20 protein-coding genes and 1 tRNA gene are annotated in these 19,505 nt (G+C 36.3%); 8 read left to right on the top strand and 13 right to left on the bottom strand.

Annotation, left to right across the window (positions count from 1 at the left end; translation table 11 throughout):
• Positions 1–22: 22 nt before the first annotated feature.
• Entirely contained in the window at positions 23–961 is a 939-nt protein-coding gene (locus CSP5_RS01385; RefSeq protein WP_148689518.1) for a deoxyhypusine synthase, read from the bottom strand.
• A 114-nt stretch (positions 962–1,075) separates the two neighbouring features.
• Here CSP5_RS01385 and CSP5_RS01380 point away from each other — a divergent pair, with 114 nt between their 5' ends.
• The 5 genes from CSP5_RS01380 to CSP5_RS01360 all read left to right on the top strand — a co-directional run bounded on the left by CSP5_RS01380 (position 1,076) and on the right by CSP5_RS01360 (position 5,769).
• Positions 1,076–2,347, top strand: coding sequence for an MFS transporter (locus CSP5_RS01380; protein ID WP_148689517.1), 1,272 nt, complete (start codon positions 1,076–1,078; stop codon positions 2,345–2,347).
• Between the two features lie 73 nt (positions 2,348–2,420).
• The gene (locus CSP5_RS01375; protein WP_021789235.1) at positions 2,421–3,170 is read left to right on the top strand and encodes an ABC transporter ATP-binding protein; all 750 of its coding nucleotides are present in this window, start codon (positions 2,421–2,423) and stop codon (positions 3,168–3,170) included.
• A complete protein-coding gene (locus CSP5_RS01370) occupies positions 3,160–4,578 on the top strand; it encodes a hypothetical protein (RefSeq protein ID WP_148689516.1) in 1,419 nt (472 codons plus the stop codon). Before CSP5_RS01375 ends, CSP5_RS01370 begins: the two co-directional genes overlap by 11 nt.
• Before the next feature lie 153 nt (positions 4,579–4,731).
• Positions 4,732–5,232 carry a PadR family transcriptional regulator gene (locus CSP5_RS01365; RefSeq protein WP_148689515.1) on the top strand — a complete coding sequence of 167 codons (501 nt, stop codon included), beginning with the start codon at positions 4,732–4,734 and terminating at the stop codon, positions 5,230–5,232.
• Between the two features lie 42 nt (positions 5,233–5,274).
• Positions 5,275–5,769 (top strand): CopD family protein, encoded by a 495-nt coding sequence (locus CSP5_RS01360; protein ID WP_148690254.1) that lies wholly within the window; start codon positions 5,275–5,277, stop codon positions 5,767–5,769.
• Positions 5,770–5,977: 208 nt separating this feature from the next.
• Here the strand turns inward: CSP5_RS01360 and CSP5_RS01355 are convergent, their stop codons facing one another.
• The 3 genes from CSP5_RS01355 to CSP5_RS01345 all read right to left on the bottom strand — a co-directional run bounded on the left by CSP5_RS01355 (position 5,978) and on the right by CSP5_RS01345 (position 7,504).
• Positions 5,978–6,445, bottom strand: coding sequence for a hypothetical protein (locus tag CSP5_RS01355; RefSeq protein WP_148689514.1), 468 nt, complete (start codon positions 6,443–6,445; stop codon positions 5,978–5,980).
• A gap of 67 nt (positions 6,446–6,512) precedes the next feature.
• Positions 6,513–7,076, bottom strand: coding sequence for a 30S ribosomal protein S7 (locus tag CSP5_RS01350; RefSeq protein ID WP_021789240.1), 564 nt, complete (start codon positions 7,074–7,076; stop codon positions 6,513–6,515).
• A complete protein-coding gene (locus tag CSP5_RS01345) occupies positions 7,076–7,504 on the bottom strand; it encodes a 30S ribosomal protein S12 (RefSeq protein ID WP_021789241.1) in 429 nt (142 codons plus the stop codon). The genes CSP5_RS01350 and CSP5_RS01345 overlap by 1 nt, the downstream gene beginning before the upstream one ends.
• 357 nt (positions 7,505–7,861) lie before the next feature.
• On the opposite strand from CSP5_RS01345, the gene CSP5_RS01340 reads away from it, so the two are divergent.
• Positions 7,862–9,091: an MFS transporter gene (locus tag CSP5_RS01340; protein WP_241869828.1), complete on the top strand. Its 1,230-nt coding sequence runs from the start codon at positions 7,862–7,864 to the stop codon at positions 9,089–9,091.
• Here the strand turns inward: CSP5_RS01340 and CSP5_RS01335 are convergent.
• The 9 genes from CSP5_RS01335 to psmA form a co-directional block, all read right to left on the bottom strand.
• Positions 9,078–10,385, bottom strand: a complete 1,308-nt coding sequence (locus tag CSP5_RS01335) for an APC family permease (protein WP_148689512.1) — start codon at positions 10,383–10,385, stop codon at positions 9,078–9,080. The two genes, CSP5_RS01340 and CSP5_RS01335, sit on opposite strands and share 14 nt — an antisense overlap.
• Before the next feature lie 60 nt (positions 10,386–10,445).
• On the bottom strand, positions 10,446–11,297 hold the full coding sequence (locus tag CSP5_RS01330) for a thiamine pyrophosphate-dependent enzyme (RefSeq protein WP_021789244.1): 852 nt from the start codon (positions 11,295–11,297) through the stop codon (positions 10,446–10,448).
• Between the two features lie 5 nt (positions 11,298–11,302).
• A complete protein-coding gene (locus tag CSP5_RS01325; protein WP_148689511.1) occupies positions 11,303–13,039 on the bottom strand; it encodes a 2-oxoacid:acceptor oxidoreductase subunit alpha in 1,737 nt (578 codons plus the stop codon).
• Positions 13,040–13,389: 350 nt separating this feature from the next.
• A complete protein-coding gene (locus CSP5_RS01320; protein ID WP_148689510.1) occupies positions 13,390–14,022 on the bottom strand; it encodes a hypothetical protein in 633 nt (210 codons plus the stop codon).
• Positions 14,023–14,096: 74 nt separating this feature from the next.
• The gene (locus tag CSP5_RS01315; protein ID WP_021789247.1) at positions 14,097–14,393 is read right to left on the bottom strand and encodes a hypothetical protein; all 297 of its coding nucleotides are present in this window, start codon (positions 14,391–14,393) and stop codon (positions 14,097–14,099) included.
• 672 nt (positions 14,394–15,065) lie between these two features.
• On the bottom strand, positions 15,066–15,380 hold the full coding sequence (locus CSP5_RS01310) for a hypothetical protein (RefSeq protein WP_148689509.1): 315 nt from the start codon (positions 15,378–15,380) through the stop codon (positions 15,066–15,068).
• 396 nt (positions 15,381–15,776) lie between these two features.
• A tRNA-Ser gene (locus CSP5_RS01305) sits at positions 15,777–15,859 on the bottom strand.
• On the bottom strand, positions 15,845–16,264 hold the full coding sequence (locus CSP5_RS01300; protein WP_021789249.1) for a CoA-binding protein: 420 nt from the start codon (positions 16,262–16,264) through the stop codon (positions 15,845–15,847). The genes CSP5_RS01305 and CSP5_RS01300 overlap by 15 nt, the downstream gene beginning before the upstream one ends.
• 37 nt (positions 16,265–16,301) lie before the next feature.
• Complete coding sequence (psmA, locus tag CSP5_RS01295; protein WP_021789250.1) at positions 16,302–17,006, bottom strand: archaeal proteasome endopeptidase complex subunit alpha; 705 nt, start codon at positions 17,004–17,006, stop codon at positions 16,302–16,304.
• Between the two features lie 382 nt (positions 17,007–17,388).
• Between psmA and CSP5_RS01290 the strand changes: the two genes are divergently transcribed.
• Positions 17,389–18,636 (top strand): Nre family DNA repair protein, encoded by a 1,248-nt coding sequence (locus CSP5_RS01290; protein ID WP_148689508.1) that lies wholly within the window; start codon positions 17,389–17,391, stop codon positions 18,634–18,636.
• The gene (locus tag CSP5_RS01285) at positions 18,636–19,481 is read left to right on the top strand and encodes a TatD family hydrolase (RefSeq protein WP_148689507.1); all 846 of its coding nucleotides are present in this window, start codon (positions 18,636–18,638) and stop codon (positions 19,479–19,481) included. The genes CSP5_RS01290 and CSP5_RS01285 overlap by 1 nt, the downstream gene beginning before the upstream one ends.
• Positions 19,482–19,505 lie beyond the last annotated feature (24 nt).

The following is a 19,505-nucleotide window of genomic DNA, read 5'->3' as shown; positions in this document are numbered from 1 at the left end:
TATATGAAATTAATACACTTTTCTAAAGTAATGGTCCCACAAGCAAGGGTAATAGGGCAGTTATGTCTCCATAAACGTTTACAAATTTGGCATCTGGCTTTACTTTCTTCCAGGATATGGCCTCTTCCAATTTTGCTCCAGATAGAGAACCATCATATTCCTGCGCCGTGGTAATATAGATTGCAGAGTCAAGGCCACCCCTGAACTGATTCCACCATATGGTATGGTGTTTCGAAATCCCTCCTCCGATCATTAATGCCCCCGTCTTCTTTGCATCAAAGATTATATCAGATAGATCATGTTCATCCTGTAAAACATCAACAATGAAGTCTGAATTCATTTCCTTAAAGGACCAGAGTTGAGAACCAAAGGAGCCATCCGTTATACCTGGTACAAAGATGGGTATATGATTTTTAGCAGCATTGTAAAGTATAGAATCATCATTTTTTATTGCAAGTCCGATTTTTTCGATGAGCTTCCATGTAGTCCACTTTTTACTCTCTTTATACAGTTTCTCAAGCTCTTTCTGCATAAATTCTTCCATAATTTCTCCATAGCTTTCGTCAGGAATTACTACACTACCCAGCCTATTTATTCCGAGGTCCTTAAGTTCTCTGTCATTATAGTCAAAGGAACCACAATAATAGTCCCTGAAAGATCTGGCAATATCATGATCCAGGGTTCCACATGTAGTAATTATTACATCGACCATTTTTCTTTTTACCATTTCGTTGATTATTCCCCTGGTTCCAGTGGATATTATATCCGCAGGGAAAGATAGGAAAGTAGTGTTGTCCTCCTCGACCATCTCTTTTAGAATCTCGTAGGCAACCCCAATTTTTGAGGATGTAAAACCTCCAGATTCAAGAAACTGCGAAATCAGTTCACCAAGTGTTGTACTTTTTGTTATTTTTTCGTCTTTTACAGGATTACTTAATATTTTTTTCTTATCAGGCAACATAATAAGTGATTGAGTTCTAATACAGGTATTTTACCTTTCCATGTTAGTGACTATTTTCGTAATATATTATTACCTCATGTTTATTATGGATCAAATAATCACAAAACAAGATTTATGAGTAAAAGAATCTATAAAAATGAAAAAAGTTTGGTTTCAACATTAATGCTTCTTTCCTTATTCGTTGATCAGTGGAATGTCTTTGTTGTCCCAATGTCAAATTTTTTTATAAAGGACTCATTCATAAAGACAAATTTATTATTTGGTCTCGCGAGTGGGGCCATAATTGGAGGGGCTGCAGTCGGTTCCCTTTTGGGTGGTATACTCTCAGACCGAATCGGGAGAAAAAAAGTTTTCGTATCCAACATGCTCATATTCATTTTTGCTGATCTAGGGTCTGCGATTTCACCTGACCCGGCAGTGTTTATTGCTTTGAGATTTATAGCTGGAATTGCTGTTGGATCTGATCTTGCAAATTGCTACTGCTTTATTATGGATGCTATAGGTAGAGGAGATAGGGAGGTTACTGGAGTTAAGAATACCCTCATGGCAAGTTTTGCCATTATGACCATAAATATCTTAATTTTGTTATTACTGTTTAACAATGCAGATTACGTTTCCATATGGAGGCTAACCATGGGAATATCGGCAGTCCCAGCATTATTCGCCCTGCTGGTGTCAGGATACCTCGGAGAGAGCCCACTATGGACTAAGCCGAGTGAAAACGGAAAGCCTCCGCGCCTTGAATTTATACGGAAGCTTAGGAAGGACAAACTGAAGTGGAGAACGACAAAGTTCAGCTGGATCTCTGGAATAGCCAGTTCTGTTGAGGTTGGGACATTTGCATTTTTTATTCCAATCATAATATCTAATTTTAGAATTTCCAGTATTATAGATCAGCGTTATCTGATTATATTCATCTACTCCTTCGGTCTTCCTGCAGGCATTCTGGGTCCAAAATTTTTGCCCAAAATGGGGCTGAAAAACCTGAGTATATATGGATATACAATAACACTAATTTCACTTATAGGCTCTGGGGTTTTCATTGTTTATGGATATTATTTAATAGTACCACTCTTCATGATATTATTTGTGTGGGGAAATCACTGGAACAACCAGCCCATACTTACATCACAATCCCTAATATCAGATCCACAATACCGGGGTAGTGCAACCGGTTTTTCCAACTTCATTTCAGAGTTTCCAGCTTTTCTATCCATAACTATCTTCCCGCTAATGGCTGGCATTCTAGGAATTGGAGCATCCACATTAATTCTAGCTTTGGCGCCAGCCACAGGTCTTGTTGTTTCCATATTCCTTTTCAGGGAAATATATGGCTATGAAAATAGCTTTACAGATAATGAAAAAGTTCAGATTGATGGAGCCTGAAATTTAGTGGAGAACATTTATCACTTCCTATTAATTCCCACAAAATATTTATTTAAATGCGCGTGATAGGAAAATGATGCTACAGGAAAATCAGATGAGTTCGGAAGATTCATTAATTGCGCTCAGGATGGAATCGGTAGTAAAAACATTTGGAACTGTTAGGGCAGTTGACGGCGTGGATATTCAGATTAAAGATAGGGAAAGAGTGGCCCTGCTTGGTGAAAACGGCGCTGGCAAGTCTACAACCATAAGAATAATTTCCGGTCTGATGAAACCTGATAGTGGTATGGTTAGAATATATGGTCACAGACCCAGTTCAATTGAAGCAAAGAGATATATTGGATATCTTCCAGAAGATGCAAGCCCATACCTGAATCTCTCTGTGAGAGAGAATCTAGAGTACATAGGAACCATAAGGAGAACTGAGAATCTCCAGGATAGAATTGAATTTTTTCTCGATATGTTAGATCTAAGAGAAATGGAGAAACAGAAACCACTTACACTATCAAGGGGAAACAGGCAAAAACTATGCCTCGCCCTTTCAATTATTCATCAACCGAGATTTGCCATTATGGATGAACCATTGAATTATCTTGATATACCAACTCAGGAAAAGGTATTCGAATATTTTGAGAAGATGAATGCAACCTTTCTGGTGTCAACCCATATATTGTCAATTGCAAGAAGATTAACCAGCAAGGTAATTATTCTATCCTCTGGAAAAAAAGTGTGGGAAGGACAGATTACTGAGCTCGAGGAGTTAACAGAAGGCACAAAAACAATAGAAAGCATCGTGTCGGAACTGATGAAACATGTTTCTTAGTGTGCTGAAGCTTCTTATCAAGTCGAGATTTTCAAGAAATTATCTCCTTGTAATACTCTTTATTTTCATATATTCAATATTTACGGTAAATTTTGGGCTGGATGATACTTCTAATTTCGGTTCATATTATCTTGCATTTTTCTTCCTCCTCTTTTTGCTTTCTGCCATTTACACAGGAGGTATATCAACAACTTCTGCGGATAGAGATTTTCTTCTTACTTCTGCTATAGAAAATCGTGTTCTAGTCCCTGCTTTTTTCATCTCACAGGCGCTTGCATCATCTCTTATTTTCATTTCAGCCGCCTCTGCTTCTTTCATTATACTGAGGAGCAATGAAACAGCTCTTCTGATTGGGATTGTAGATATAATATGCATGGCTATCCTTCCAATTTCAATGAGCCTGAATATGGCAGGTACGCCGAGACCTGCGAGAGTTGGAGTAGCAGCTATTGCAGGCTTATGGGTGATTTCATCTTACCTGGGCTTCCCTCTTGGACCATTATCGTTCCTTTCCGGTCATCTCTTTGAATCTTCACTATTTCTTATAATTGTTACAGTGATAGCTACTGGAGTATCCTTCAAGGCAATAAGCCAGGAATCTCTTCCATTTAAACTGTCAGCTATGGCAACAAAATCAAAAGGTTTCAGGGACCTCTTTAAATTCATGGGAAAACAACCTGCACTGGCTGTTTTTGAACTTCACTTCAAACAGGTAGATTTCTCTTCAAGAACAGCGAGCATGGGAAATATTAGAGTTAAGGTCAATAGAGTGAGTCTTTACACCATTGGTCTTCTAACCACTTTGCTGGGAGTTGCCTTTGTTCTTTTTCAGCTCTATTATGTGCGCGGCCTATCGAAGGGATCCTCAGATTCTCTTCTTTACATATTATTTCCTGAAATTTACATAGCATGGGGAATTTCACTTGGACTCAGTACAGGAACTCTGTCAAAGGAGAGAGCATGGCTGGCCTTTATCTCTTTTCCAGTAGAACGGTATATGCAGCTTACAGCACTTGCCAAAATGGCACAGGCACTATTTGTATCTGTTCCCATGATTGCGGCAAATGTCATTCTAACAATACTTGGCATACCTTTTTCATTTGAATTCATATGGATTTTTGCCCTGCTTGTCCCCATATATTGTGGTATCAGTTTTTCCATGTCTTTTTACAAAAAGACGTTCCAGATCACACAGGAGGATGTATTACCTTCGACCTACAATCTGACCCAGTTCATTCTTCTTCCTGTATCCTTCATAATGCTTGTTGTACTTTTTATCGTTGCCTTTTTTGCTGGATCACTACCCTTTATCATACTTGGTGCGGGAATTTTCCTTGGGGTATTTCTATTTAGGGAAGATCACTGGAAGAATGGGTTATATAGAATGGTTGAAAGTGGATATGTTTGAGACTAATATTATTTTCACATTGTGAGTGACTTCTTGGATGACAAACAAATTTTGCAACAGATATTAGAAGTTTCGAAAATAGTTTATAAAGACGATTTAAATTTAAATACATAGTTATTCTTAAATATCAATTCAAAATGTCGAATTCGATACATGAATTTAGGAGAATATTCTGATAGTGCACTTTTCATTCTTTCGCTAAAGCCCATGAGTGGTTATGAACTTTCGAGAAAATTGAAATGGGATGGTTCAATGGTTTCAGGAGGTACCATAAGACCACTGCTAAAATCCCTCGAATACCACGGTTTCATTAGATATGAAATGAGAGGGAGGGCCAAGGTTTATCATCTCACGTCAAAGGGTGAGAAGTATGTTTCTAATCTACGCCTTTTCAGGGAAAATATTAGGGAAAGGATGCTTGCTGTTTCAATGGGAAGGGACCTCCTATTTCCTGATGTTCTAGCGAGTATAGAAGATACCACTATTCTAAACGAGGCAATAGACAAGATGGCATCTGTAATTATACGGCAGGTGAAAGTTGCATTCGTACTTAAAAAAGCAGGAAATACTGAGGCAATAGATAGAATGATTTCAAATCTCAATGATGTGATTAAGGAGATACTCTCTGCAGAAAAACCAAAAATTAAACAGTAATATGACATAACATTATAGATATACTATAATGAGTGATGATTGATGGATCTGACCCTTTTAAATACAATAATCCTGTGGCTACATATATTTTCAGCTATAATATTCGTAGGTGGTTCATTTTTCATATGGGTTGTGGTGATTCCTGCCTCGTATAAGATAACTGATGATGAGAAGCTGAGAACCAGAATAGTGGGGCTTATAGGAAAACAGTTTGCCTGGATTACTAACGTTTTTCTTATAATACTGATTTTAACCGGCATATATAATGCGACATGGTACCTTAATTATAATTTCTTTGCACTTTTCAATACGCAGGGAGGAAATATTCTCCTTGTGAAAATTGTACTGGTAGGTGCAATGATTCTCATAATGTATGGAAACAATCTTTACCATGGTAAAAGGATAATGAAGATGGCAAGAGAGGGCAGAATGGATGAGCTGAGAAGACTGAGAAAATGGTCACACATGCTTTCCTATATTACACTCGGGCTTATGATTGCCATAACAATAACGGCTGTTGCACTTCAGTTTTACTGAAAGTGATTTTAACTAAACCTATTTTTTTTTTAGTTCGCTAAATGAGATAAAAAATTGTTATATTGTTATTCTATTGATGCATATTGTTTCTACATTCATATCAGTTTTAAGTCTCTGTTCCTGTAAGAATACTGAGTATAAAATAGATGAACAATTTTGGTAGTGTCTCCATAAATATGTAAAATGAGGCATTTTATTGGTGTTAAAATTAAGACATTGCTATAAGCCCAGATATAAACAGAATTACTGATGAAAGTGCCTCTATGTAAAATCCAGCCTGAATTCTATAGGACTCAACAAAATTACTGTAATAAAATATATTACCATTCACATCAGGGGAGATCTTATAGATGAATATTATGTAAAAAATGAATCCCATAATACCAATAATTGATGCTACAATAGACCCTAAGTTTGAGTTTCTACCTTTCTTTTTTAATATCATAATAATGCCAAAAGCTATTGCAGTAATTCCTGAGATAAGAATCAGAATGCCGGTAATGTATGAAAGGTATACGGGATCACTCTTAGGCAGAGTTGGTATAGAAAGGGGATAGAACACCCCAGACAATCCAAAAACATTAAATGACTCGTTCCACCATGGTATTATAAGGGAAATTAAAATAAAACCTCCAAACAAGAGACTGAATATTCCCATAACGAGTTTGTTTTTCATGGACGCATTATAAAGAGATTATATTTAAACAGTAGGTTGTTAAAAATGTTGTTAGTAAATTTTAGAATCATCTTGCAGATGCTGCAATTCTTTCCACTTCCTCTTTCTTGGCTACTGCATGTGAATTCTGGTCATTCTTGGATGCCAGTATTATCTCATCTGCGAGACATGCTTCAATGGATTTCTTGTTTTTATATGAAGCATCGGTTGATCCAATGGCAATATTCCTTAGGGCTTCATCCACTCTTCTAGATGGAGCAACATCGACAGCCTTAGGAACAGCAATGCCCCCGTATTTTAGCCTTGTTACCTCTTCTCTTGGAGCAGCATTCTCAATTGCATTGATTAGCAGCTGGAGAGGGTTTTGCTTGGTTTTCTCTTCGATAATTTCGAATGCATCTCTCAGAATCCTGTATGCGCCATATTTCTTACCGGTCCACTTTTCTGTTCTCATAAGTTTATTTATTAACCTTTCTACAGTGTTAACATTTTTCTTTCCAGCCGAATAGTTTGAAAATCTTCCCCCTGTGTGCAGGTTCATGTATGAATTTAGATTAATATATTTTGATAGGCCCAAATCGTGAACCTCGATTCCATTTACATCATATTTTCCAAAAATTTTAAGATCCATTATCTCACCGTCTTCTCCTTTCTTCCCCTTACTAACTCAGATAAGGAAATTCCATTAACTCCAACGACCTTATATCTGACTCCTGGTATATCTCCCTTACTTCTACCCTTACTTCCGCCAATTCCTTCCACCAGAACTTCATCGTGCTCATCTATATAGTTGATAGCACCATCTCCAGGGGCAAATGCAGTAACCTGCCTGCCATTTTTTATAAGCTGAACCTTAACACATTTCCTAATTGCCGAGTTTGGTTGTTTGGCTTCAATTCCTATTTTTTCTATTACGATTCCTCTGGCCTGTGGTGATCCTTCAAGTGGATCGCTCTTCTTTTTTAATTCCAATACTCTTCTTTTATACTTACTGTTAGACCATCGGAATTTTTCCCTGTCACTGCTTAATTTTGATCCTGCATTTTCTCCATTCGCCAATATATCACCCTAGTTTAATTCAAATTTTGAACCTGATTGAGTAGTAGGGTAATAGAAATATGCATATAAATGCTATTGTCTCTATTGCACTATTCTGGATGACACAGCTATTTACATATAACTTTGACTGCATATTATTTCTAATCTTTTTGCTTTTGTACTGAGAATGACATGATATTAAAGAACAATAACACTTTTACTTACGGGAAAATTTATCCTTATGAATGACAATGTTAGTAAATCTATGGATATATTGATATTTAAAAAACATAAAAGAGATATATTTATCTTTTAGAGTTTAATCACACAGAACACAAATTGCCAAGTAATAAATCAATTATCGGAATAAGATCTTTTTTGTCTTCTGTAGGTGCAACTGCAGCATCTACCTTTGTTGGAATTTACGCTGTTCTTATTGGTGCAAGTGCTAGTGAGATGGGATGGCTTCAGTCCTCTGCAAACGCAATATCAAATGGAGGGCAGATTCTCTGGGGTAAGATAAGTGATAGAACTGGATCCAGAAGAATATTCCTAATAATTGGAAGTATCATTCTTGCCTCGCTCTGGGCAATGATGCCTTATGCATCCGATCCTGTAAATTTAATAGTAATTTATTCCCTGATTTCACTTTTTGGTTCTATGATTACGGTTAACTGGTTCTCTCTCATTGCAGATTTGTCAGATTCAAGCGTGAGGGGTAAGTTTTTGACTTTCATAAACAACATTTCATCTGCAGGAACCATAATTTCTCTGATTGTAATGGTTTTCCTATTTGGAGGCGATCTCCAGTCAAACATAATGCTGCCATTCTTTCTGTCTTCGGCAACATACCTTATTTCCAGTGTTCTACTGGTTTCTCTGAAAGAGACCAATCACAGGGCAAGATTTGAGGGTTCACTTCTTGCGACCATAAGAAAGATTAGATATGATGATAACTTTTTCCCATATTTCAGGGCAACCAATATTCAGGGGTTTTTCTGGTCGATGGCCTGGCCTATGTTTCCAATTACAATAGTTTCCGTTATGGGTTTTGGACTTAGAGTAGTAGCCATACTCACCATAGTATCCCTATCAGTTACCATAGTAATTCAGACGCTACTTGGAAGGGTAACTGATAAAACCCAGAGACCGCCCCTAATCTTCGTCAACAGGGTTATGTTGAGCCTGATCCCGGTATTTTATGCGTTTTTCCATTCTTTTCTACTATTTGTACTCCTTGAATCATATAGCGGTTTTCTCGGGGCTTTACAGAATATTGTTATGAATTCATATCTCCTTGATATTATTCCGACGACAAGAAGGGCAGAATACATATCAATAATTAATGGTTTCAATGGACTGGTGTATTTAATGGGCGCACTCGTCGGTGGTTATCTTCTTCAATATGCACTCTCTGTCTTTCCACTTGTAAAAGCTCTGGAATTCTCATACATGATAGTGTTTGCCGGAAGGTTTTCTTCATCATTTCTGTTCCTGAAACTCAAGGAACCTGAGAAAAAGGGGAGAACACCCCTGGGTCTCTTTTCCATATTATACAGACAGAAAATTCCAGGAAGTCCTTCAGGTGGTACAATCAAGATGAAATAGTATTTTCAATCACCTTATCCTCCATGGCACAATCTTTCGAAATGTGGATTGTGCCGAATATTGAAATTAGTATTATAACGATAAACGATAGAATAGTCAGGTAAAATAAACTGGAACTATTAATGAGGGAACCTATCATGGCAATAAATAAAAGAGTAACAGACAAAAGTCCAACCGATCTTATTCCTCTGCTAAATTTACTCGAATTAAATAAAGAAATGCCCACAATAAGGTGCACAATAACATATGAAAGACTAACGACCTCTGCAATCACTACGAATGCATTATAAAAACCAATAGTGGATCTTGAAATTAATATGATTGATACATCCACTGCAAGTAAAATTGTGATGAATTTTCCTGATTTAACATACTTTATCTTCCTCAGGATCCTGCCCTGAAAATTTTCATACATATTCATCAATGCGTGTGAATAAGACAGCATTAAGTTATAAGAACTCAACAATAGTAAGGCTAACAGTAGAAGTGGAACTATTGATCCCATATCTGATCCGAGAATTTTGAGCAAAATAACGGGGTTTAATGAATAGGAGTTGATATTACTTCCAAGAAACACGGTTAATGCATAGGCAGCAAATATCATGATAATTCCTGTGATAATGTATGAAACTATCAGTGTTCGATTTAATCTTGATGATGGAACACCTGATCTGTTAAAAAGAAATATACCACTCCCACTGCCGGAAAACATAAGAACTCCAATTAAAACTCCCTCCCAGAAATTCCCTGAAAAGACAGATGTGGAAACTGTGGAAACAGCAGAATGACTCCTCATAATAATCATCGCTATACTTAAGACAAGAATTCCAAGAATTTCAATCATTCCAATTGCAGTTATAACGGAAATTGCGAGATTTCTTCTTTTTAATAATGGAAATGCGAGAAGAAGTAGAAGGATTGCTGCAAATATGAGATCCAAAAAGATCTTATTCACCGAAATTATAAATGATTGCACAAAGAATGACGAAAACATAATTATGTTGGGAATAACAAGAAAGGAGTACATAATATAAACCAGTCCTGTAAAGATTGCAACTCTTAATCCAAGAGAATACATTGCATATGCTGAATATCCTGACCCATCAGAAATTCTTGAGGAGAAGAAAATGATTGGCATGAAACTAATGAAGCTGATAAGGAAAGCAATTACCACAACAAGAGTCATCATGGTACCTGAGAAATAGGCAATCAAAGGCAGGAGAGCTACAAAGTTAAGTGCGGGACCTACTGAGCCAAAAGACTGAAAAGTGAGTTGTCGAAAAGAAAAATTCATGGGAGTGAATTTAAAGAGAGTATAATAAATTTTATAAAAGTGAAGTAAACTTCAGGGAGATCAGTAAAATTCCTGAAGAACTTCTTCTGTTAACTTTGTTATTGGTTGTTTTATAAGTGGAGTTTTCATCACTGAATCCCTTTCCTCATATGTCATGTCATTAGCTTCGTAAAAGATTCCGATTGGTATTTTATCTCCCCACTCATCTGCCCTTTTATACGCTGCCATAAAGTCTGTGGGATCGTGTTTTTCATCTTCCACTTTGTATACTCTCTTCCTGAAGAAATCGTAGGTATTATCTTTGTTGTAAGTCACACATGGACTGAAAACATCGATGAACGAGAACCCTTTGTGCTGAATGGCTTTCTTTATTGTTGCCTGCATATGTTTAACATCCCCTGAAAATTCTCTTGCCACAAATGTCGCACCTGCATTGAGAGCCATTGTAACTGGGTTTATTGGAGGTTCAATATTTCCATCCGGAGTGGTCTTTGTTCTCATTCCAAGCCTTGATGTTGGAGATGCCTGCCCTGTTGTAAGCCCGAATATTTGATTATCTGAAACTATGTATGTTATGTCCGGATTTCTCCTTGCTGCATGGTAAAAATGTTGTGTACCCTCATTGAAACCGTCACCATCTCCACCATAGGCAATCACTGTTAATTCAGGATTTGCCCATTTTATTCCCGAAGCAGCGGGAAGTGATCTACCATGTATTCCATGAAATCCATATGCCTTTACAAATTCCGGCATGTTGCTTGAACAACCTATACCAGATACTATCACAGTGTCTTGTGGTTTAATACCTAACTCTGCCAGTGCCATTGGTATTGCAGTCAATTGTGCAAAATTTCCACATCCTGGGCACCAATCTGCTTTTACCGTTCCTTTAAAATCTGCTAATGTAACCATTTTTTTCACTCCTTTATTTTTTTCTCTATGTCTTCAGCCAGCTTTCCTGGGTAGAACGATTCACCATCATACTTGGTAATCAGATCTGCTTCAAGATTTAGTTCCGACTTAATTAGTCTTAATAACTGTCCTGTGTAGTTATTTTCTACAAATATTATCTTTTTCTTTCCCTTTGTAAGTTTCAATATATCTGGATTTACTGGGTAAGGTCTGTTCACTTCAATTGCTCCAACCTTAATTCCCTTATTCCTGAGTATATCAACTGCTTCCTCAACTGCACCCTGTGTGGATCCCCACTGCACAACCGCATACTCAGCATCTTCCAATCTATACTGGGGTGTTGGAGGGAGTTCCTTTTTTAACAGGTCCATTTTCTTCATTCTTTTTTCCATTACTTTTCTTCGAATAAGCGGATCAGTTACAGCATCACTAACAACGTCTCCTTTTTCATCGTGCTCATCTGAATCCTCGTTATGCATTAAATTTGGGGTTCCAGGTAAGGCTCTTAATGAGATTCCATTTTCAGTGAATTCATATCTCTTGTAATTTTTCTCATTTCCTGTTGCAAACTGCCCCCTTTCTATATTAGAATCAAGTTTCAAATTTTCGACTGTTTCATCATGTTCTGCAAGATAAAGATCTACCATGAAAAAGACTGGAATCTGATATTTTTCAGCCAGATTTAATGCCTCTCCTACCATGTAATAGGTTTCTTCAATATTTCTTGGTGAGAATATTGCCTTTGGAAAATCTCCCTGTGATGCACCTAAAACCTGAAGTAGATCGCCCTGCTCAGTTTTTGTTGGAAGTCCAGTTGACGGACCTGCCCTCTGTGCCTCATACACAACTAATGGTATTTCCATCTCAGCAGCCATCCCCACTGCTTCAGTCATTAAAGCAAAACCTCCACCAGATGAACCTGTCATTGCCCTGATTCCAGCATAATTGGCCCCTATGGCCATGTTAATTGCTGAAATTTCGTCTTCCGTTATTTTAACAAACACATTGAATTTCTTTTCATGTGATGCGAGATAATGAATAATGGAAGATGCGGGAGTCATAGGATATCCGAAATATGCTTTTAATCCTGCTCTTACTGCTCCCAATCCTGCAGCCTCACCACCGGCCATAAGATACATCTTCTTCTTTGGCGTTTTTAGTTCTTTTGCTGCTTTCCCATATTTTTGCACGAAGGTATCATAACCTTCCTGAGCTGCCTTTACATTGAGTTCTGCTATTTCGCCCTTCCCTCCAAACTGGTCTCGTATTACGTTTGCAAGTTCTTCAAAATCAATTGAAAGATATCCAAAAACTGCTCCTATAGCTACTGTATTTTTCAGAAGAGTGTTCTTACTATATTTCTGCGCAATTTCACCAAGGGACATTTCACAGTATTTTATGCCATCAAATTTCTTGAACTCTCCTACGCTTTTGTCGTAAACAACAATACCTTTAACAGGTGATGCTCCACCTTCATTTATCTCAGGATTTGTGTGTCTTTCCAGTGCATCCTTATTTAGTGCAATGAGGATGTCTAAATCGTCTCCTTGATTTTTCACTTTCTTTATTGAAGCTCTTACCTGATACCAGCTCTGCCCACCTCTTATTATACTCTGATAGTAGTTGTAAGTGGAGACATATAATCCGCTCCTCGAAAAAACCCTTGCTATTATTAGCCCTGCAGACTGAACACCGTCTCCTGCAGCACCGCCTACTCTGACGATAACTTCATTTTGATCCATGATTTTGTCACTTTCCTTATTCAATACTATATTTCTACTTGCTATAAATTTTTTTAAACATTTTTCCAACAATATAAATGTATAGAAGTAGGTTGCTTATTTTTTTACATTTGTAAGACTTAACTGTTACACAATATTGGATTGGCAGTTCTAAATATATTAATACTTTCACATCCTTCTATATTTATCGGAAATAATACCAATACTTTTCTTGTGATATTACTACTTGGTAATGTTGGAAATTAGTGAAATGAGATTAAGATAAAAGGAATTACGTTTGAGATAGAATTTTTCTCCAACTAAGCTAACAAAAATGAGAGTGCTCCAATAAATAATGTTGATTAAATTATCTACAATCGATGTTTATTTTTCATTCTATCCTCTATTCCTGAAATTAACGATAAGACCATCTCTTTCATCGTTGAATCTAGATGAGAAATGATATCATAGAACTCGTTTTCGCTAATTTTACCTTTTATTTTATCCTCTATAATTTTCTTTATATCATCAGTTATTAAGTCGGACCGCCCTATGGATTCGATGTATCCATCTGAATTCTTAACAATTTTTACTCCATTACCAATTTGAATGGAAAAAAATCTTCTGCGAAATTTATATCTTCTTAAAGTAAAATTAAAGGCCACTTGGTATACTATTTCAGAAATTATAAACGCATAAAAATATAATATTGAATTAAGTTTTGGATAAAGAAGATAAAAAATTACTAAACAAGCAATCTGGATTAACACAAGACCCCCCGCAATTTCCAAGATTGCAAGACTCCTGCTCTTGTATTCTTTAGTCCTCATTACAGGTATAGTGAAAAAGCCAATAATAATAAATGAAGCAGTTAATGCAAAGAAATCTATTAAGGCCTCGTTAATGCCAAAACTCAGTGTTCCTGAAAAATTTAGAATAAATTCTGATACCACTATTGTGGTTGCTAAAATTATAAAGTATTTTAGAAAATCTTTATAGTGCACTGGGCTTACCCGCCTCCTGTTCTCTGAAAATGTTACTCTGACCTTTGGTTTCTCCCGTTCAGTCATCTAATCCCTCATTGTGTGGAAATATCACCACGAGATATCAGCCCTGCATTGATCATGTGAGCTTTTAATTCACCTGCTATAGAGTCATTAGATCCACTTAATAACTCTAAAATCTCGTTCACAGTCAATTTTCCTTTCTTTAGATTGATAAGATCCTGGGCAAGAATGAGAAGGCTATCCTTGACAATAGCCTGAAAGAATTCGTCCCAGCTCATGTTATTCTCATATACGAACTCAAATCTAGTTTTTAACCATTTTAATCTTTCATAGGTCATCCCATCTATTTTTAGCCCTATTTTAGACATACAGAATACATTCCTGTGATAAATTTAAACTTTTACATTATTTTACATTATTTAGGATAAATACATAACTCACAACTCATATTACTTAGCATTTTGAACCAAATTCCACTTCGTTAATTGGATTATAGGAGTCTATTTTTTAAGAGAAACTTCAAAAATACTAGGGTATATCCGCGCGATAAAAAAGCTAATAAGTGATACTTTTATAGAATACCAAAAATTTTTCCAATTTAATAAAGATGGAGATAATATCATGAAATTGAAATTAGAGCAAATATATCCGTAGTTAAATGTTGGAATTGCTAAAGAATTGGAGGGCTATTTTACATTTACATGTAAATCAATTGAGATTTCTGAAAAGAGATAAATCTAAGGTTTTATGAAAGCCCTGATTTTTTAATATATACCACTTTAAGTGGATATTTCGTATTTACTGCGGATAGAATTTCCCTATTAATTTTGTTTAACTTTACCTTATGTCTTGCTTATTGGGCGGCTTTAGTGTTGATATAAGGTATTGTTCCCCATAATCACGCAGTTACCAACTTGTTACAAAATAAAATTTATAATTCATTGTATGGTTCCCAGGTAAGAAATTAGTTTTACTCTTCATGTGACGTTTGATCAAAAATACACGAGTTTGTCCTTAAATAAATGTGAAGTTAGTGTTTTCTAACGGTAAATTCCTTCTGGTGGGAAGAAATAATAATTACCAGTGATTCTTTTTATCTCCTTTTCTGATGCTATTATTTTTGACAACATATATATTAATCCTATGAAACCTAAAAAGAATTCTAAATATACTCCGTACATATTAACAGGTATAAATCCTGCAACAAAAAATAACAATGCGATTCCAAAAGCGGCTATTATGTCTCTATTATAAAATCCAAATAACGTCCGTCTAAAAAGAAATATATCGAATCTTTTCTTAAGTTTTTTGTTGTTTGAAAGCGGACTGTATACCAAAATGGTAATTTCAGACATTACTATTACCACTAATAGTAATTCCAATATACCCAAATTTATCATTCCTATCTACAACTCTCTATTTTATGATAATAATATCTATTCATAATTAAATTTTTCCAATGCTTAAAAGTGTTATAATTGGAGTTTTAATAAGGGTGAAAATCGTTTATTTTACGTTATAAACTTGATATTTCTAAGTACTTACAATTATCAAATTAAATTTTAAGGAGCTCACTTCATTACCTTAATAAAAAATACGAAGAACTGGATCAACTTGCACTATAAGTCTGCTCTTCTTTGCATACGTTTCCTGTATGTACTGTATTGAGTAGTGAGTTTCTTGAACATAACGATTCACAAGAGAAACCGATTTAGTTAAAATTTCTCAGTATTTCATTAAAAAAACTTCTACGCCGGGGGGGAGATTTGAACTCCCGAGCTACAAGAGCGGTAGATTTCGAATCTACCGCCTTACCGGGCTAGGCTACCCCGACATTCATTTTCTTATGTTCCTCCATAATACATTTATTCATTATGACTTTTATGGAGTTTTCTTCAGCAAGTTTTGCCGCTTCCATATTCTCTACACCAAGCTGCATCCATATAAACTCTGGCTTTATGGTTAAGGATTCTTCCACAACTGGAACAACTGCCTCTGACTTTCTGAAGATATCTACAACATCTATCTTGTGTTCCTTTGACGCTGATTTTAAGTCCGGATAACATTTGAGACCTTCCCATTGATCAAAAGTTGGGTTGATTGGTATTACCTTAAAACCATGATCCATTAGATATTTGGAAACTTTATAACTATCCCTGTCAGTTTTATTGCTAATTCCGACTACCGCTACACTCTTATTTCCCTTTAAAACATCCTTAATAACTTTTGCTTCGTTCATGGTGTAATAAAAATAATATTGGTTTAAAATCTTTTCTTTATTTTACCAGTTTCTCAATTTCTTCCTTGGTAAATATTTTGAAAGTTGAGTCGCTTCTGATTGATGCCACTTCTGGAGTCTTGTATTCTGCTCCTTCCTCCATTGAAGATTTAAGTGCTGCAATACCAATACCAATTGCTGTCTTTTCGTCTGCGTCTTCCTTATATTCCTTTTCAAGATAGTTAAGAACCTGATCTCTCCCTGCTCCTATTGCAGTTGCCTTGTATTCGTTAATGACTCCAGATGGATCTGAATCAAAGAGCCTTGCTCCTACCTGATCTATACCTGCAAATATTATAGATACCCCATATGGTCTTACTCCACCATACTGTGTGTACTGTTGCATCTGGTCTGCTACTTTCTTGACAAGATTTTCTATGTTTACCAGAGACCCGTAGCTAACCTTTTCCTGTTGTGTTACAATTCTTGCAAAATCTATTAGGACCCTTGCATCGGCTCCAAGACCTGATGTAACACAGCCTACGAAATCATCGATTAACTGAATTTTTTCCAGAGAGTTCTGTTCCATTAACTTGCTTCTTGGTCTTTTTTCTGAGATAAGAAGCACACCATCTTTGAACTTGATTCCAAGAGCAGTGGAACCTCTTTTTACTGCTTCTCTTGCGTATTCAACCTGAAAAAGTCTCCCATCAGGGGAGAAAACTGTAATTGCTCTATCGTATGCCATTTGTCCCTGTTGCATTTATTTTCACCTTAACTCCCTTAACATGTTTCTCTAATAAATCTTTTCTAATTTTTCCTTTTGTTGCTTTGCATCAACCGGTCTGTATTATTAATATGACTTGATTCTTATTTTGAGAGGAATCACTGGTCTATATTCCTTTGTTAGAATAAGAGAGTGTTTGTTTGTACCCGCCTATGATTACGCATACTAAAGTTTCAAAATTTTTCAGAAGAAAATCTATGTAATATCCCTTCGAAGAACCAATTAATACCTACACGTTATTAATAATGATATGAACAATAACACATTTCTCTTTACATAGCCAAGCTGCTCTATTGACTTTGAATTTTCATACATTACACTCTGATATGAAGTGAAAGTTAGATTTAATATTCCTTTCATGGCAAAAATTATTCGTTACACAAAAGATAAAATTATTAGTTCATTATTCATGTATAACATAGTGTTTCCGTATTGCAGTTCATGTAAGGCAAAAAAGAATCTTTGTGGACTTGGATATTGCCCCATAATAAAAAATTTAAAATCCAGTGGCCTAGAGTTAAAAATAGTCAGCGGAGATGCTGAGGCTGACACACCTCCTGGCATATTTGTTGGTAGTTATGGTTATCCAGAGGTTCTTGCCGGCCCAACTGCTCTCTTTAATCCTGATGTTTTTGATTACGGAAAGGAAAGATTTGGAATGAAACTGGAAGAGGTGATTTCCATGAATTCGAATGTCTATAGAACGGCTTCAAAAATGTCGATTAGAAGACCGGATGAAAAATTTCACGAATATATACTGGAAAGTGCTTCTTCCATAAAACCATTTGAAATTGCATTCAAGACTGAACATTTCTCCATGCATGGCCCAGACACGGGTGACTTCTTTGACACCCCGGTTGGATCGACTGCAATGGTCTCAAACCTTAGAGTTACGGGAAACCCTAAGATACCAAGGATGGTTGATTACATTCATGGAGATAATGATCTAAAATCATCGGAAGGCCTGTTTAAACTATTCCAGGAGGGATTCCAGCCAGAATATCTGCAGAACATACTTGCTGGTGGTTTGATAGGAATAGATCACCAGAGGAAGATGGTGCCCACGAGATGGGCAATAACTGCTACTGATGATATTCTTTTCAAAGAATTAAAGAAGGATATAATTCACTCACCATGGATCTCGGATATCATGCAATTCAACATGAACTATGTGGGTAATTCATTTCAGGTTGTACTCTTTCCAGGACCTTTCTCCTTTGAAATGCTGGAACAATGGAATAGAGGTTCCCTGTGGGGTCAGGGTTCTGTTTCCATTGATTATGAAGGGATTAAGGGAAGAACTAACTATGCTTCGAATATAACGGGGGCATACTATGCAGCAAGATTATCGGTTGCAAGATACCTCAGATCCATAGGAAAACAGGCCTCTGTAATCGTTGTAAGAACCATTGGTTCAGAATATCATTCTCCTTTAGGGGTATGGGTTATAAGGAGCTCTGTCAGAGAAGCATTAAAAAACAGGCCAGTAAGATTTTCTTCTAATGATGAATTCTTAAAGGAATCCAAACTGGGTATCGAAAATGCAAAAGATCTGTCGTGGATTATAAGAAATCAAAAGAGGCAGAAGAGACTGGTTGATTTCTAATGGATGGTTATCTAATTTTTGACAATCATTTTCACCTCAATTATGAAAATAACTTTCTTGAAGGAGCTAGAAGATTCAAGAAGGCTGGAGGTAATGCAATCAATCTTACCAATCTTCCAGACTACTCTCTCCCATCTGAGAATTATTATAAAACAATCTATGAAAGAACAATCAGCATGGCTAATGCTGTAAGAAGAGAAACAGGTTTGACAGTACTGGTCACTCTTGGACCGTATCCTCTAGATTACAATCATTTTTCTGAGATGAATCTGGATTCAGAGAATATTGTTAGAAATGGTATAGATCTTGCGGCAAAACTTATTGAGGAGGGAGTCACCAATGCCATGGGAGAAATAGGTAGGCCTCATTTTCCAGTCTCAGATTTGATTATAGATAAATCGAATAATCTTCTGGAATATGCATTTTCCAGATGCGGAGAACTGGAATGCCCTGCAATACTGCATACGGAAGATCTGGATAATGCAAGAATAGAGGAAATGGAAGATTTTGCAAGGAGGAATGGTCTTAATCCAACGAAGATTATAAAACATCATGCTCTACCATCAAATCTTTTGAAAGATTCAAAAATGAATTTTTCAATTCCAGCTAACAGAAAGTTTGTGAGGGAATCGATTTCTACCAAAAAGAAATTTCTTCTGGAGACCGATTATATAAATGATCCAAAAGATGACAATAGATTTCTTCCACCGGATTCTGTTCCGCTTCGAGCAAATATGATAAGGCAGAACTATCCTGATTCATGGGAACAAACATTTAAAAATACCTTCAGAGACCTCCCTTTAGAAATATTTGGAAGTGAACCCTTCAAATGCCTTCTACAATAATATATATTTTTTAACAAGAATGAT

Origin of the sequence: Cuniculiplasma divulgatum (assembly GCF_900083515.1) — an archaeon.
Classification (GTDB): domain Archaea; phylum Thermoplasmatota; class Thermoplasmata; order Thermoplasmatales; family Thermoplasmataceae; genus Cuniculiplasma; species Cuniculiplasma divulgatum.
The sequence above is the reverse complement of the archived record's forward strand: the minus strand, read 5'-3'. Positions and strand labels throughout refer to the sequence as shown.

Coding starts and splice junctions, on each gene's coding strand:
- CSP5_RS01385 (WP_148689518.1), bottom strand. CDS start 961: ATGTTGCCTGATAAGAAAAAAATATTAAGTAATCCTGTAAAAGACGAA.
- CSP5_RS01380 (WP_148689517.1), top strand. CDS start 1,076: ATGAGTAAAAGAATCTATAAAAATGAAAAAAGTTTGGTTTCAACATTA.
- CSP5_RS01375 (WP_021789235.1), top strand. CDS start 2,421: ATGATGCTACAGGAAAATCAGATGAGTTCGGAAGATTCATTAATTGCG.
- CSP5_RS01370 (WP_148689516.1), top strand. CDS start 3,160: ATGTTTCTTAGTGTGCTGAAGCTTCTTATCAAGTCGAGATTTTCAAGA.
- CSP5_RS01365 (WP_148689515.1), top strand. CDS start 4,732: ATGAATTTAGGAGAATATTCTGATAGTGCACTTTTCATTCTTTCGCTA.
- CSP5_RS01360 (WP_148690254.1), top strand. CDS start 5,275: ATGGATCTGACCCTTTTAAATACAATAATCCTGTGGCTACATATATTT.
- CSP5_RS01355 (WP_148689514.1), bottom strand. CDS start 6,445: ATGAAAAACAAACTCGTTATGGGAATATTCAGTCTCTTGTTTGGAGGT.
- CSP5_RS01350 (WP_021789240.1), bottom strand. CDS start 7,076: ATGGATCTTAAAATTTTTGGAAAATATGATGTAAATGGAATCGAGGTT.
- CSP5_RS01335 (WP_148689512.1), bottom strand. CDS start 10,385: ATGAATTTTTCTTTTCGACAACTCACTTTTCAGTCTTTTGGCTCAGTA.
- CSP5_RS01330 (WP_021789244.1), bottom strand. CDS start 11,297: ATGGTTACATTAGCAGATTTTAAAGGAACGGTAAAAGCAGATTGGTGC.
- CSP5_RS01325 (WP_148689511.1), bottom strand. CDS start 13,039: ATGGATCAAAATGAAGTTATCGTCAGAGTAGGCGGTGCTGCAGGAGAC.
- CSP5_RS01315 (WP_021789247.1), bottom strand. CDS start 14,393: ATGTCTAAAATAGGGCTAAAAATAGATGGGATGACCTATGAAAGATTA.
- CSP5_RS01310 (WP_148689509.1), bottom strand. CDS start 15,380: ATGTCTGAAATTACCATTTTGGTATACAGTCCGCTTTCAAACAACAAA.
- CSP5_RS01300 (WP_021789249.1), bottom strand. CDS start 16,264: ATGAACGAAGCAAAAGTTATTAAGGATGTTTTAAAGGGAAATAAGAGT.
- psmA (WP_021789250.1), bottom strand. CDS start 17,006: ATGCAACAGGGACAAATGGCATACGATAGAGCAATTACAGTTTTCTCC.
- CSP5_RS01290 (WP_148689508.1), top strand. CDS start 17,389: ATGGCAAAAATTATTCGTTACACAAAAGATAAAATTATTAGTTCATTA.
- CSP5_RS01285 (WP_148689507.1), top strand. CDS start 18,636: ATGGATGGTTATCTAATTTTTGACAATCATTTTCACCTCAATTATGAA.